The sequence below is a fragment of the Intestinibacter sp. genome (genome assembly GCF_034113885.1).
Lineage (GTDB): Bacteria > Bacillota > Clostridia > Peptostreptococcales > Peptostreptococcaceae > Intestinibacter.
Genome location: NZ_JAXEWM010000202.1, coordinates 1 through 13,798, shown reverse-complemented (window position 1 = coordinate 13,798; position 13,798 = coordinate 1). Strand labels below are relative to the sequence as shown.

The following is a 13,798-nucleotide window of genomic DNA, read 5'->3' as shown; positions in this document are numbered from 1 at the left end:
ATTGCATAAGTAAAGGGAGCTCACCGATTTTAAAGTAGCTCCCTTTTTTATATTTTTTTGAATAGTAATCTAATATCTATTTATTAGCTTTGCGGTTTCTGTTGTAGTTGATTAAGCATCCAGCTTTAACTATTTCTTTTTCATCATTTGTCATATCAGCTATGTATAGGCTTAATTCTTTTATTTCATCTCCTATAACATAAGCTTTTATGTCCTTCATATCTCCATCTAATGCTTTTCTTATATTTGGAACGAATATATAATCTCCAACCTCAAACTCAGCATCTGCTTCCATTTGGAATGGAACCATACCCCAGTTCATAACGTTTGAACGATAACGTTTAGTTGCGTATTCTTTACAGATGTTAGCAAGTCCACCCATAACTCTTTGGCAGCTAGCAGCTTGTTCACGAGCAGAACCGTCACCTGGTTTTTTAGCGTAAATCATACTTCCTATTTCTATATCTTTAACGTCGTCTATATCGAATTTTTCAGTTATTTTAGCGTAAACATCAGCAAGCTTAGCATCTAGAGCTGTTGGATCTTGTCCTTCTAATCTAGCTTTTTCTACTTTGTCAACTGCTTTTGTATTTCCTACGTATTCAGGATCTCTTCTTGATAATGCGAATTCAGCTAATTTTAATGGGTTAGATCTGAATGCTGAAGTTTCTCCTGATGGTATTAATTCGTCTGTAGTTGTAACTTCATCTAGTATTTTAGAGCAAACCTTTAATAATATATTGTCTGCTAATGCACTCATTGCTGGCCAATCTTTTATGTTTGGTCCGTAAACTAAATCTAATTCATCGTCAGCCTTTTCAAATCCTTGGTATACTCTGCTTCTATATGCAGAATCATCGAATTTGTAGCCTGGTATATTAGCTTCATTTACTAAATCAGTTGCAGAAGTTAAGATACCTCCATTTGCTGCTGTCGCTGCTATACTTCTAGCATCCATTAAAGCAACTGATGACATTTGACCGTTTCCTGGTTTAGAACCTTCTCTGTTAGGGAAGTTTCTAGTTGTATGTCTTATACTTAAACCGTTGTTAGCTGGAGTATCTCCTGCTCCGAAGCATGGTCCACAGAATGCAGTTTTTATAGTTGCTCCAGATGCCATTAAAGTAGATATAGCACCTTTTTCTAATAAATCCATAAATACTGGTTGAGATGATGGATATACTGCTAATGAGAATTCATCATTTCCACAGTTTTTACCTTTAAGTATTTCTGCTGCTTGCATTACACTTGTGTAAGTACCACCTGAGCATCCAGCTATGATACCTTGTTGAACTTGTAATTTTCCATCTACTATTTTATCAGTTAGACTGAATTCTATTTCTGGATTGTCTATTAATTTTTTAGCGTCTTCTTCTACTTTTGTTAGTATTTCTTCAAGGTTAGCGTTTAATTCATCTATTTCATATACGTTACTTGGATGGAATGGTAGAGCTATCATAGGTTTAATTTCACTTAAATCTACATAAACTAATCCATCGTAGTAAGCAACTTCTTTTGGATTTAATTCTTTGTAATCTTCTACTCTATTGTGAGCAGCTAAGTATGCTTTTGTATCTTCGTCTGTTCTCCATACAGAAGTTAAGCATGTAGTTTCAGTAGTCATAACATCTACACCATTTCTGTAATCTGTAGTCATTGATGCAACCCCTGGTCCTACGAATTCCATTACTTTATTTTTAACGTATCCATTTTTGAATACTTTTCCTATTATAGCAAGTGCTATATCTTGTGGTCCTACTCCTGGATGTGGTTTACCTTCTAAGTAAATAGCTACTACACCTGGATAAGCGATGTCGTAAGTGTCTTCTAGTAATTGTTTAACTAGTTCTCCACCACCTTCTCCTACTGCCATTGTTCCAAGAGCTCCGTATCTAGTGTGACTGTCTGATCCTAATATCATTTTTCCACAACCAGCCATCATTTCTCTCATGTATTGATGTATAACTGATATATGAGCTGGAACATAGATTCCGCCGTATTTTTTAGCAGCTGATAAACCAAACATATGGTCATCTTCGTTTATTGTTCCACCTACTGCACATAGTGAGTTGTGGCAGTTTGTAAGAACGTAAGGAATTGGGAATTTTTTCATTCCTGATGCTTTTGCTGTTTGGATTATACCAACATATGTTATATCATGAGATGCCATTGCATCGAATTTTATTTTTAACTTGTCCATATCAGAAGAAGTGTTATGTGCTTCTAATATAGAATAAGCTATTGTTCCTTTTTTAGCTTCTTCCTTGTTTGCTTTTTTGCCTGTTAGTTGTTCAACCTTTTCAGCTTCTGATTCTTTTACTATGGCATCACCGTTTACTAGATAGACACCTTCATCGTATAATTTAATCATTTCAAATCTCCCTTTCATCTACTTTATATTATTAAAATATGTCTATATCTATTTTATTACTTTTGAATAAATTTTTCACCAAAACTTATACTTAAAATATACTCCTATATTAGATTAAAGTCTAATATAGTTTTTTCATATATATTATTCCTAAAAAGCATAACATATCAATAAATTTTACAATATAGATTATTTTTATCGCAACTTTCACTTGACTTGAAGTTAACTTCAACCATTATAATATATTTTAAAAATTTAATAATATAAGACAGAGGGAAATTTATGAGTAAATCAAAAGTTTATTTTACAGACTTCCGTACAAAATTAGGTGAAGGTCTTCCAACAAAATTAAAAAAGCTAATAAAAGAAGCTGGTATTGCTGATATAGATATGGATAAAAAATTTGTAGCAATAAAAATGCACTTTGGTGAACTTGGTAACCTAGGATTGGATTTACTCTATTGACAGTTGGATGTCCAATATTAATCGGCGATGGGCTAAAAGGAACTGACGATATAGAAGTTCCTGTAGCTGGTGGTGAATACGTAAAAAGTGCCAAAAACAATGTGCCAACAATGGACTAATATTTAATCTTGAAACTAAAAAAATGGGCATAAACCCAGATACTTGTGCAGGCTGTGGACGTTGTATAGGTGCATGTAACTTTGACGCTATATCATTCGAAAATTGGACTGTTATTTTTACAGCACCTATTTACACTTTTTATCATTTAATTATTAAACATCGATTAAATCTATCTTCACATTATCTTCAATAAACTTTATAAAATCTTTAACTATTATACTCAACTGTTTTTCCTTTGGATACACAAGCCATGTATTTCTAATTATATTATTTCCATCAGAATCGAGTAGTGGCATTGTATATAAATTATATTCCTTCTCAAATCCCTCTGGTAAGAAACAGCATGCATAACCAAAGCCTTTATCTACTAACTGCCATGCAAATTCTATATAGCCTGCAAACATTCCTACCGGTGGATTTTCTCTGTATATATCATACCACCATTTATCTAAAATCTCTTTGCTCTTGTCATTTGTTTTGTAATCAATACGTTGCATCTTAGGCAACTCTTCCAAATCAATCGGCTTTTTAGATACTATATATGCCTTATTTTGTTTGACCAAAATTTTATTTACCGGTCCTTCAAAATCCCCACAGATAAATCCAAGCTCTATGTGATTTTTTAGTATCATTTTAAATAAATTATTACTTTGGTCATTCATAATCTCAAAATTAATATTTTTATTTTTCTTTCTATATTCAAATAATACATCCGTCAATTCAAACTTACTATAAGTATAAGGTGAACCGACTTTTATCACACCTTGTAGTTGATCCTTGTATAGAGCTAGGCCTTCCTTTACATCCTCCATAAAGTCCAGATAATCCTTAGCTCGTTTCGCCAGATACTCACCCTCCAAAGTAAATCTTATTCCCTTTGATGTTCTCGTTATTATTTTTACACCAAATTCCTTTTCGATATTTTTTACCCTTTTGCTAAGAGATGGTTGAGTTATATACAGCATATCAGCAACCTTAGTCATATTAGGCGTTTTATATAATTTATATAGTATTTCCCAATCTGAATCCCTCATAATTTACCACCTCCATTTATAATAACAATTTCCTTTATATTTATTTTATCAAAGCAAATTGTAACAGACAATATTATAGTTATCTGCGTGAATACACATTAAAAAAGGCGTAAATTCTAAAAAAAAATTTACGCCTAAGATTTCTTAATTATTTGCCAACAAATTATGCTATTTTTTTATCTGGTCCCATATATTTTGAATCACTAAATGCTAATAAAGGATAGAAAACTACTGATAAAAATATTAATCCAATACAAAATCCTACTCCCTTTCCAAATACCTTTGCTAGCTTATACATTGTCATAATAGCTACAACTATGTTTACTAAAGGAACAATAAATGCTAAAAATATCCATCCATTTCCCCAAGTAATTTTACAAAGGCAATATGTATTATAAATAGGTATTATAGCTTTCCATCCTGCAAGATCAGCCTTTTCAAAAATTACCCACATAGAAGCAAACATTAATACAACTACTGCTAAATAAATTATTACACTCATTAAAATACCCTCCTCTTATTCTATTAAGTATTTTCATTATATATAAAACATAGATATCAGTCAATATTTTACAAATATATATTTTCTATATATTAGAAAAAGGCTAACCGATATTTACAAATGTATATCAGTCAGCCTTTTTTAACTTTTACTCTCTAAATAAAACTATTTTATTTTCATCTATACTCTTTTTAACATCTATAACTCTCTGATTAGAAGAACCTCTCATCATAAGAGATAAATTTCTTTTATCTTGAACAAATGGACCATCAACCAAAACATCTATATAATTTAGAACATCCTTTTGCTTTTGATTAAATTGCTCTACAGTATATCCTGTCCATAAATATATCTTCTTCTCAGGGAATTTTTCTTTAAACATCTTACATACCTCGATTACTCCATCTACATTTTCAGGGCAAAGTGGCTCTCCCCCTAATATAGATAGATCTCTGTGTACGTTATTTTTATTTATATTTTCAATTATATATTTTAAATCTGAGTCCTCGAATTCCTGACCTGCATTGAAGTCCCAGGTTTCTCCATTGAAGCACCCCTTGCAGTGATGAGGACATCCTTGAGTCCAAAGAGACATTGTAACTCCTAATCCATTTGCTATGTCGTTATCCTTTATTTTAGAAAATCTCATTAAAATCACTCCAATTTTCTTATAAATGTAAAACTCTTTGGCTGATTTCTTGAGTACGTCCTTTACCCCACATATTAGAGCCTATATATCCGCAAGTTCTTCTCATAACCTGCATTTCGTTTTTATCTCTATTTCCACAGTTTGGACAATACCATTCCATATCGTCGTCTAATTTGATTTCTCCTGTATATCCACATTTGAAGCAAACATCTGGTTTTGTGTTTATTTCTGCGTATTGGATATTGTGGTAGATGTAATTTATTATTTGTTCCACTGCTGGTAAATTTTTACTCATATCAGGAACTTCTACGTAGCTTATACATCCACCTAAGCTTATATCGTGGAATTGGCTTTCGAATTTTAATTTTTCGAAGGCATCTATTTCCTCAGCAACATGAACATGATAAGAATTTGTGTAGTACATTCTATCAGTTACATTTTTTATTTCGCCGAATTTTTGTTTATCTAGTCTACAGAATCTAGAAGTTAAGCTTTCTCCTGGAGTTCCATATAATCCAAATCCAAGTCCTGTTTCTTTCTTCCATTTATCGCAAGTGTCTTTTAAATGATTCATTACTTCTAATGCAAATTTTTCACCCTCTGGAGTTGTATGTGATACACCAAGCATTGCTTGAGTCATTTCGTAAACACCTACATATCCTAGAGATAATGTTGAGTATCCGTCTTTTAATAATGAATCTATTTTTTCACCCTTTTTAAGTCTAGCGATACCACCGTGTTGCCAGTGAATTGGTGATATATCAGAAGGAGTTCCTAATAATAAGTTATGTCTAACCATTAAAGCTTCTCTGCATAATTCTAGTCTCTCATCTAGGATTTCCCAGAATTTATCCATGTCCTTATTTGCTGTTAAAGCTACTTGAACTAAGTTAAGACTTACTACTCCTTGATTAAATCTTCCATACCATTTATAATTTCCATTTTCGTCCTTCCAGTTGCTTAAATGAGATCTACATCCCATTGGAGGGAAAGTTTCTCCATCGTAATTTTTTCTCATGATTTTAGCACTTTGGTAATCTGGCACTAATCTCTTTGTGTTGCATTTAGCTGCTAATCTAGTTATATAGTCGTATTTTCCGCCTTCTAGACAGTTGTGTTCATCTAGTAGATAGACAAGTTTTGGGAATTCTTCTCCTATTTCTTGTCCCTTGTAGTTTTTCATACCTTCTAATCTTTGGCGTATCATTTCTTCACAGATTAGAGCTTCTTCTCTTTCGTATTCTCCGCCTTCTTCTATTTCAAGATATATTGTAGAGAATGGAGATTGACCATTACTTGTGTGTAATGTAGATAATTGGTATCTGATTGTTTGTATACCAGATTTTAATTCCTCTAGCATTCTATCTTCAGCTAATTCATGCGCCATTTCTTCGCTGTATTTTTCCATATATTTATTTAAATATTTATTGTATGAAACTCTTAAAAATGGAGCTATATGTTTTATAGTTATTGAGTTTCCACCGTATTGTCCACTTGCTATTTGAGCTATTATTTGAGTTGTAACTGTACATGCTGTAGCAAATGATTTTGGTGATTCTACTAATTTGTTGTTTATAACTGTTCCGTTGTTTAGCATGTCTTCTAGGTTGATTAGCATGCAGTTGTGTATCGGCTGTATCGCATAATCCATATCATGGTAATGAATGGCACCTTCATCATGAGCTTGAACAATATGTGCAGGTATTAATTTTCTTCTAGCTATATCCTTTGAAACCTCTCCTGCCACTAGGTCTCTTTGCGTAGATGCTAAATGTCCATTTTTGTTAGAGTTTTCATTTAAAACATCCTCGTTACTTTTGTCTAGTAACCCTAATATACTATCATCTGTAGTATTTACTTCTCTCTTAAAAGATTGAACTGCTCTATAGCCTTCATACGCTTTTGCAGTTAATTCTTGTTTATGATCTATTAGTTCTTTATATACCAACTCTTCTACTTTATACACAGTTGGAGAAGATGATTCTTGTAAATACAGTTTTTCTATTTCATCAGCTATATCACTTGCTATTTCTTGTTCCATTATACCGCTACCATATTTCATAGCTTTTAATATAGCATTTTTTATTTTTGATTTATCAAATTCTACTTTACTTCCATCCCTCTTTATTATATTTAAATTCGCTGTCATCGTTATCTCCTTTTTTACCTTTAGTTTTAATCTCATTATTAATCATAAATCTATCAATACTAATAGCTATAACCTTATATAAATATGTCTGTATAATTTAAAAATTGAAGAATTGCTATTTCTTATGTATAATTTTTCAAAAGCACAATATATAGTATCGACTGGTTTATTTTACACTATATATTGTGCCTAATCAAGCTAGTTTAAATAAAATTAAATATATAGATTTTTCCAATAATTATACATACATTGTATTTACTGGGCTTTAAGCAATTCATAAAATTATATTTTTAAATTCTATAGATTTTGTATTAATTTATCTAACAAATTTATCTATTGCATCATTTAAATCCTTCAATAATTTTTGCTTTTCCTGTAGCTTATCATCTCCAACTACATCTACGACACATTTGTTTATATGATCCTCTAGAATTTTTTTACCTAAGTTATTTAACGCCGATTTAACTGCAGATATTTGTATTAAAATCTCTGTGCAATCCCTGTGCTCCTCCATCATAGTTTTTACAGAGTTCGCATGTCCAATTATTCTAGACATTCTATTTATTAATTTTTTATAATCTTCATCTGAATGTACGTGGTTTGTATGTACATGATCGTGGTTTCCGTTAGTCATGTAACTCCCTCCTACCTATTTTTAATTTTTTTAAGGCTTATAGATTAAATTATACCTCATAAAATTACTATTTAATCATTTTAGATAATTAATTGACATATTTTTATTATGAATCTATAATATAATTAATAACCCCCCTAGGGGGATAAAGGAGGTAATAAAAATGCATGAAGGCCACCACGGAATATTAGATGATATAGAAGATATGGACGATTTATTTGGAATAAGTGAAGATCATGACCACGATCATTGTCACGGTCATCACCATCATCATCACGATCACGACCATGATCATGAACATTCAGACGATAATCATAATAAGAAAAAGAAATTCGGTTTATTTAAGAAAAAAGAAGACTAATAAGTAATTTAACAACCATATACGCCTGAGGGAATTTTATTTCTCTCAGGTTTTAAATTATAAATTTAATAAGAAAGGGGTATAAAATATGAATAGATTTATCACAAAAAATAAAATATACATTCTTCCAATGACTTTACTACTATTAAATATACTTGCTATTTTATTTCATTTTTTTATAAAAATTTCGCTTCCATTTCCATTTGAAATAATCCCTCTAGTAATAGGAGGATTTGTAGTAATAAGATCAACCTTGCTTGCAACTATTAAAAAGAAAAAAGTTACAGCTGGGCTTTTAGTAGTTTTAGCTCTAATTGGAACTACATATGTGGGAGAATATTTATCTGGCTCAATAGTTTCATTTATGATGATTTTTGGAGAGTTTCTAGAGGATTTAACTATGAAAAAAACACAAAACGCAGTTCGCTCTCTTATAAAGCTAGTCCCTCATAAATGTAGAAAAAAAATCGGCGATAAATTCGAGCTAGTATCTATTCGTGAAGTCAGACCTGGGGATATAATCCAAGTTATAGCAGGAGAAAAAATTCCAGTAGATGGAATTATCAACAATGGTCAAGCGACAATAAACGAAGCTGCAATAACAGGGGAATCTATGCCTGTGGATAAAAGCATCCATGACAAAGTATTTGTAGGTACTTTAAACGAAAACGGTGTAATTGAAATACTTACTGAAAAAATAGGAAATGAAACTATCCTTGGTCAAATTATAAAAACTGTAAAAAATGCCCAAGAAAACAAAGGCAACGTCCAAAAAACTGCCGACAGATTCGCAGAATTCTTCCTTCCAACTATACTTTTCATATGCTTTGTAACTGCTCTACTTACAAAGGATATAATGCGTGTTATGTCTATTTTAGTAATAGCTTGCCCATGTGCATTAGTTTTGGCGACTCCAACTGCTGTTATCGCCAGCGTCGGAAATGCAGCTAAAAAAGGCGTTCTAATAAAGGGCGGTGTTGTAATCGAGGAATTCGCAAAAGTCACAACTATATGCTTCGATAAAACTGGAACTATCACTAAGGGTACACCTGAGGTTGTGGATATGTTCATATGCGATGAATCTAAAAAACAAGAATTTTTAGAAGCACTAGCAATAGTAGAGAAAAATTCAGGTCATCCTATTGGAAAGTCTATCGTAAAATATCTTGTAGATAAAGAAAATATAAATATGAATAATATTCCAAATGGTGAATTCAACATGCTGTTTGGTCGAGGAGTAAAAGTAAAATTAGATGAAAAAATTTACGAGGTATCAAATAGAAGAGCTCTAGAAGAATTAAATTTTGAAGGCTTTGATTCTGATAAAATATATGAATTTTTAGGTCACGAGGAAAAACTTGGAAGAACAGCTCTAGTTGTACTTTCAAATAAAAATATACTAGGCTGCTTATCTATAGCAGATACAGTAAGACCTTATATAAAGGATACTATCAACGAATTAAAAACTCTAGGAATAGAAGACTTTGTAATGCTTACTGGCGACAATGAATATACAGCAAGCGCAATCTGTGAAGAAGTCGGTATAAAACATTTTAAATCAAACCTTCTTCCACAAGAAAAGCTAGACTATATAAAAAAATTACAATCAGAAGGAAAATACGTAGCTATGATTGGTGATGGAATAAACGACGCCCCTGCACTTACTCTTGCAAACGTAGGAATCGCTATGGGTATGGCAGGAACAGATATAGCATCAGATGCCTCTGATATAACCTTGATGTCAGATAGAATAGATTTTCTATGCGAGACTCTAGCTCTTAGCAAGAGAACTTATTCTATCATAAAACAAAATATATGGGTCTTTGCAGTCCTTGTAAATATAGTTGGTATACTTTTATCTGGATTAGGCTTCTTAAACCCTATAGCAGCCGCTATAATCCACAATGCATCTTCAATTTTCGTAGTATTAAATTCCTCTAGAATGCTAGGATATAAGTATAAAAATGATAGAACAAGTAGTAAATTATCTATCCAATCTAATTAATATAAATACTACTACCGACTCGAACAACGAAACTGAAGGTGTGCTTTATATAAAAAAAGTATTCGACGAAATCGGCATCGAAAACAAAATTTACGAGCCCGTTCCTAATAAAGGAAATCTATATGCAACTATCAGAGGAGAAAACCAAGAGTCTATTTTGCTTCACAGTCATATAGACACAGCTAATTACAGCGAGGAAAATTGGCTCTTTCCTCCCGATAAAGCTACGATTGTCAATAACTGTGTTGTCGGTAGGGGCACATTAGACTGCAAAGGATTGATTGCAATTTGGATGGCTATTATGAAAAATATTTATTTAAGTGATAAAAAACCTAAAAATACTATCATATTTCTATGCGCCTGTGATGAAGAAAGCGATGGTGAATATGGAACAAAATGGATTATAGATAATACTAATATTTTAGACGATGTAAAATTAGTTTTTGGAGAAAGCGGTGGTTACCCTATTACATTAAACAATAATATTTATTTCACCATTCAAACAGGAGAAATTTACATGGATTCCGAAGAAATAAATAATACTAATTATACACCAGATAAAATCGATGAAATTTTTAGTAAAGCTATAGAAATGGGATATTACAATCAAAATACACTAGAGTTTTACAACAAACGCCATCTACAAACAAAGAGAAAAATTCCAAATAGATACTTTTATGAAAACGTAGATATTCTATTAAATAAAAGCCACACTTTTAATCACGAACTTATTTTCAACCTAATTCAAAAAGAACTTGCTGGCTATAAATTGCTACCTGTTATAACACCAGGATACAGCGATAATAGATTATTTAGAGAAAAAGGAATTCCTACACTAGGCTTTTTCCCTCTAGATATAAAAAACAATATCTCCGGCATACACGGAGCCAACGAGTATATTAGCTTTAAATCACTAAAATTCTCATACGACATTTTAGCCAAAATAATCTACCATATATTGTAAATAATCATTTTTTTCAACCTCTATTGTATTATAATTTAATTAACAAATATAATACTATGGAGGTTTTTTATGTCAAATCTATTAAGAGAGAAAATAAATAAAAACGAAAAAATCCTAGGTACCTTCTTCGAACTAGGATCAATGAGTGTAGTTGAATGCTTAGGTCAAACAGGGCTTGATTTTATAATTATAGATAACGAACATGGACCTTTCGAACCAGAAAGCTCAATGGATTACATGAGAGCCTGCGATAGTGTGGGTCTAGTTCCTCTAGTCAGAGTTCGCGAAGTATCAAGACCAGCGATTCTTAAGCCTTTAGATATAGGTGCGAAGGGACTTATCGTTCCTTGTATAGAAACAGTTGAACAAGCAAAAAAAGTCGTTGAATACGGCAAATTCAGCCCTATAGGAAAGAGAGGCTTCTGCCCTTCTCGTAAAGATTATTGGGGATATTCTCACCCACAAGGACAACCAATAGAAGTTGGCATGCAAAAAGAAAATGAAGATACCCTAATAATATTACAATGCGAAACAGTTGGTTGCTTAGAAAACATAGAAACAATCGTATCTATGGATGGTGTAGATGGTATATTTATAGGACCTTTTGATCTATCAATTTCTATGGGAATTCCAGGCCAATTTGATAATCCAGAATTTTTAAAAGCCGTAGAAAGAATTTTAGCAGCTTGTAAAAAATACAATAAGATTTCTTCTGTATTTACTGGAAGATTTGATGATATCGATAAATACTACAAACAAGGCTTTGATATAGTTACTTATTCATTAGACGCAAATATTTTAGTAGATGGATTTAAAAATATAGTCGATAAAGCTAAAGGCGAATAATCAAATCCATATAAAATACGAAAGCTTTTTGGGGATGTAATCATCCCCTCTTAAACTTTTTGAACTAGTAACAATTCTGTAATTATATTTTTGATTCAATATAATTGACAATATCGAGTATCGATATTACACTTTAATTATAAATATCGATACTCGATATTATATTTTAAAAAGGAGGACATTATGGCTAGAAAGCAGTTTCAAACTCTGTCTGAACCTATGTATTATGTACTTCTAGCGCTTACTGAAGAATGCTGTGGAGTCGACATCATGAAAAAGGTTGAAACTATTTCAAACGGAAGAATTCGAGTAGGACCTGGGACACTATATACTCTACTTAGAAAATTTCAGCAAGCCGGATTAATAAGAGAAACATCCGTAGAAGGCAGAAAAATAAGCTACATTATAACCGACGACGGTATAAACACATTAAAAGAAGAATATGACAGACTCCTAGTTATGGTCAACGATGGCAAGAATTTTTTAGACAGAAATTAATAAAAACTAATAATTCCATGTGAAAAGGAGGTCCCTATATGAGAATAGGAAAAGATAAATTAATAAAATTTATTCGTTTCAATGAAAACGATTGTACTTCATTAGAGCTTTATTTAGAAGAAATGGCACAAAAAGGATGGATGTTTAACTCTATATCTCCTATTATGCGTTTTTTCCAATTTAAAAAATGCGAATCTAAAAAAGTCAAATTCTGTATAGATATACTTGAAGAGTGCTCTGAATCTACTAATTTATCATCATTTAATATGCCTAACTACATAGAGATTTGTGAAAGTACAGGCTGGAAACATATAACTAATATAGATAATACTACTGATTACCATTATTCATCTAGCTATCAAATATTTATTTCCGACGATATAAATACACCGCCTATACAAACCGATGATACATTAAAATTAGAGCCTGTATCAAAGGCAATTAAACAAAGATTTCTTACTAGTATAATTACTTTAGTTTTTATAAACTATTTGGTATTTAAAGATTTTGTCGACTTAGAAAATCTTAATTGGATATATTTATTCGGTGTATTATTCTCTGCCCAATGTATAATTTCTGCAATAGAGAATTTTATATGGTTATATAGAGCTAAGAAAAGTTTAAATGAAAAAGAACCTATTAGATATCCAAGTTTAAAATCATTAAAAATAAGATCTTTATTTATGATTTCATTAGACCTGATACTTTTAGATTGCATATTGCTTTTACTACTTCCATACTTGAATATAGATTATTGGGTTTATTTATTCATTTTAAATATTTTAAAATTACCATATTTAGTAATTTTTATACTATCTATTATGTTATTAATTGAAATTGTAAGGGAAAATATAGTCCCGATGGATGAAATCAACAAATAAATTTAACGAAAAAATAGTGTGTGATAAAATCACACACTATCTTTTTTTATAACCAATGAATTCTTATTTTTTACTTAGCTAGTTATATAATATTGATAACTCTGTCTTACATTTCATTTGATTATGTATATATATTAATATTTAATTGTATCGATTTAATAATCCCTAGAATAATCCAGATATTACTCCGTTTTCATCAACGTCAATCTTTTCAGCTGCTGGAACTTTTGGAAGTCCTGGCATCTTCATTATTTCACCAGTTAATGCAACTACGAATCCTGCTCCTGCAGATATAGTTACTTGTCTAACTGTTATTCTA

The 13,798-nt window shown here is 31.4% G+C and carries 16 protein-coding genes; 9 read left to right on the top strand and 7 right to left on the bottom strand.

Annotation, left to right across the window (positions count from 1 at the left end; all coding sequences use genetic code 11):
* Window positions 1–76 precede the first annotated feature (76 nt).
* Window positions 77–2,371: a hydratase gene (locus SPD90_RS12525; RefSeq protein ID WP_320925449.1), complete on the bottom strand. Its 2,295-nt coding sequence runs from the start codon at window positions 2,369–2,371 to the stop codon at window positions 77–79.
* Between the two features lie 282 nt (window positions 2,372–2,653).
* Here SPD90_RS12525 and SPD90_RS15265 point away from each other — a divergent pair, with 282 nt between their 5' ends.
* The 3 genes from SPD90_RS15265 to SPD90_RS15310 are packed head-to-tail and all read left to right on the top strand — an operon-like array spanning window position 2,654 to window position 3,149.
* Window positions 2,654–2,836: a hypothetical protein gene (locus SPD90_RS15265; RefSeq protein WP_331680175.1), complete on the top strand. Its 183-nt coding sequence runs from the start codon at window positions 2,654–2,656 to the stop codon at window positions 2,834–2,836.
* The gene (locus SPD90_RS15260; RefSeq protein WP_331680176.1) at window positions 2,833–2,955 is read left to right on the top strand and encodes a hypothetical protein; all 123 of its coding nucleotides are present in this window, start codon (window positions 2,833–2,835) and stop codon (window positions 2,953–2,955) included. Before SPD90_RS15265 ends, SPD90_RS15260 begins: the two co-directional genes overlap by 4 nt.
* Complete coding sequence (locus SPD90_RS15310; protein WP_442909080.1) at window positions 2,913–3,149, top strand: DUF362 domain-containing protein; 237 nt, start codon at window positions 2,913–2,915, stop codon at window positions 3,147–3,149. The genes SPD90_RS15260 and SPD90_RS15310 overlap by 43 nt, the downstream gene beginning before the upstream one ends.
* On the opposite strand, the gene SPD90_RS12515 is transcribed toward SPD90_RS15310, so the two are convergent.
* The 5 genes from SPD90_RS12515 to SPD90_RS12495 form a co-directional block, all read right to left on the bottom strand.
* On the bottom strand, window positions 3,109–3,990 hold the full coding sequence (locus SPD90_RS12515) for a LysR family transcriptional regulator (protein WP_320624580.1): 882 nt from the start codon (window positions 3,988–3,990) through the stop codon (window positions 3,109–3,111). The genes SPD90_RS15310 and SPD90_RS12515 overlap by 41 nt on opposite strands.
* Before the next feature lie 163 nt (window positions 3,991–4,153).
* Window positions 4,154–4,492, bottom strand: coding sequence for a DUF5684 domain-containing protein (locus SPD90_RS12510; protein ID WP_320624581.1), 339 nt, complete (start codon window positions 4,490–4,492; stop codon window positions 4,154–4,156).
* A gap of 148 nt (window positions 4,493–4,640) precedes the next feature.
* Complete coding sequence (nrdG, locus tag SPD90_RS12505) at window positions 4,641–5,141, bottom strand: anaerobic ribonucleoside-triphosphate reductase activating protein (protein WP_320925448.1); 501 nt, start codon at window positions 5,139–5,141, stop codon at window positions 4,641–4,643.
* A gap of 19 nt (window positions 5,142–5,160) precedes the next feature.
* Window positions 5,161–7,290, bottom strand: coding sequence for an anaerobic ribonucleoside-triphosphate reductase (nrdD, locus tag SPD90_RS12500; protein ID WP_320925447.1), 2,130 nt, complete (start codon window positions 7,288–7,290; stop codon window positions 5,161–5,163).
* Window positions 7,291–7,606: 316 nt separating this feature from the next.
* Window positions 7,607–7,924, bottom strand: a complete 318-nt coding sequence (locus tag SPD90_RS12495) for a metal-sensing transcriptional repressor (protein ID WP_320627329.1) — start codon at window positions 7,922–7,924, stop codon at window positions 7,607–7,609.
* A gap of 163 nt (window positions 7,925–8,087) precedes the next feature.
* Between SPD90_RS12495 and SPD90_RS12490 the strand changes: the two genes are divergently transcribed.
* The 6 genes from SPD90_RS12490 to SPD90_RS12465 all read left to right on the top strand — a co-directional run bounded on the left by SPD90_RS12490 (window position 8,088) and on the right by SPD90_RS12465 (window position 13,479).
* Window positions 8,088–8,285, top strand: coding sequence for a hypothetical protein (locus SPD90_RS12490; RefSeq protein ID WP_320627328.1), 198 nt, complete (start codon window positions 8,088–8,090; stop codon window positions 8,283–8,285).
* A gap of 88 nt (window positions 8,286–8,373) precedes the next feature.
* Window positions 8,374–10,290 carry a heavy metal translocating P-type ATPase gene (locus SPD90_RS12485; protein WP_320925446.1) on the top strand — a complete coding sequence of 639 codons (1,917 nt, stop codon included), beginning with the start codon at window positions 8,374–8,376 and terminating at the stop codon, window positions 10,288–10,290.
* Window positions 10,250–11,254, top strand: a complete 1,005-nt coding sequence (locus tag SPD90_RS12480; protein WP_320925445.1) for a M20/M25/M40 family metallo-hydrolase — start codon at window positions 10,250–10,252, stop codon at window positions 11,252–11,254. The genes SPD90_RS12485 and SPD90_RS12480 overlap by 41 nt, the downstream gene beginning before the upstream one ends.
* Before the next feature lie 69 nt (window positions 11,255–11,323).
* Window positions 11,324–12,100 (top strand): HpcH/HpaI aldolase family protein, encoded by a 777-nt coding sequence (locus tag SPD90_RS12475; RefSeq protein WP_320625145.1) that lies wholly within the window; start codon window positions 11,324–11,326, stop codon window positions 12,098–12,100.
* Between the two features lie 183 nt (window positions 12,101–12,283).
* Complete coding sequence (locus SPD90_RS12470) at window positions 12,284–12,598, top strand: PadR family transcriptional regulator (protein ID WP_320925444.1); 315 nt, start codon at window positions 12,284–12,286, stop codon at window positions 12,596–12,598.
* A 38-nt stretch (window positions 12,599–12,636) separates the two neighbouring features.
* Window positions 12,637–13,479 carry a DUF2812 domain-containing protein gene (locus SPD90_RS12465; protein WP_320925443.1) on the top strand — a complete coding sequence of 281 codons (843 nt, stop codon included), beginning with the start codon at window positions 12,637–12,639 and terminating at the stop codon, window positions 13,477–13,479.
* A gap of 165 nt (window positions 13,480–13,644) precedes the next feature.
* On the opposite strand, the gene SPD90_RS12460 is transcribed toward SPD90_RS12465, so the two are convergent.
* Window positions 13,645–13,798: formate--tetrahydrofolate ligase (locus SPD90_RS12460; protein WP_320925200.1), on the bottom strand; the 154-nt coding region annotated here is incomplete at its 5' end.

Bases quoted from the DNA above. Each gene is read 5' to 3' on its own strand.
- SPD90_RS12525 (WP_320925449.1), bottom strand. From the start codon at position 2,371: ATGATTAAATTATACGATGAAGGTGTCTATCTAGTAAACGGTGATGCC.
- SPD90_RS15265 (WP_331680175.1), top strand. From the start codon at position 2,654: ATGAGTAAATCAAAAGTTTATTTTACAGACTTCCGTACAAAATTAGGT.
- SPD90_RS12515 (WP_320624580.1), bottom strand. From the start codon at position 3,990: ATGAGGGATTCAGATTGGGAAATACTATATAAATTATATAAAACGCCT.
- SPD90_RS12510 (WP_320624581.1), bottom strand. From the start codon at position 4,492: ATGAGTGTAATAATTTATTTAGCAGTAGTTGTATTAATGTTTGCTTCT.
- nrdG (WP_320925448.1), bottom strand. From the start codon at position 5,141: ATGAGATTTTCTAAAATAAAGGATAACGACATAGCAAATGGATTAGGA.
- nrdD (WP_320925447.1), bottom strand. From the start codon at position 7,290: ATGACAGCGAATTTAAATATAATAAAGAGGGATGGAAGTAAAGTAGAA.
- SPD90_RS12495 (WP_320627329.1), bottom strand. From the start codon at position 7,924: ATGACTAACGGAAACCACGATCATGTACATACAAACCACGTACATTCA.
- SPD90_RS12490 (WP_320627328.1), top strand. From the start codon at position 8,088: ATGCATGAAGGCCACCACGGAATATTAGATGATATAGAAGATATGGAC.
- SPD90_RS12485 (WP_320925446.1), top strand. From the start codon at position 8,374: ATGAATAGATTTATCACAAAAAATAAAATATACATTCTTCCAATGACT.
- SPD90_RS12480 (WP_320925445.1), top strand. From the start codon at position 10,250: ATGATAGAACAAGTAGTAAATTATCTATCCAATCTAATTAATATAAAT.
- SPD90_RS12475 (WP_320625145.1), top strand. From the start codon at position 11,324: ATGTCAAATCTATTAAGAGAGAAAATAAATAAAAACGAAAAAATCCTA.
- SPD90_RS12470 (WP_320925444.1), top strand. From the start codon at position 12,284: ATGGCTAGAAAGCAGTTTCAAACTCTGTCTGAACCTATGTATTATGTA.
- SPD90_RS12465 (WP_320925443.1), top strand. From the start codon at position 12,637: ATGAGAATAGGAAAAGATAAATTAATAAAATTTATTCGTTTCAATGAA.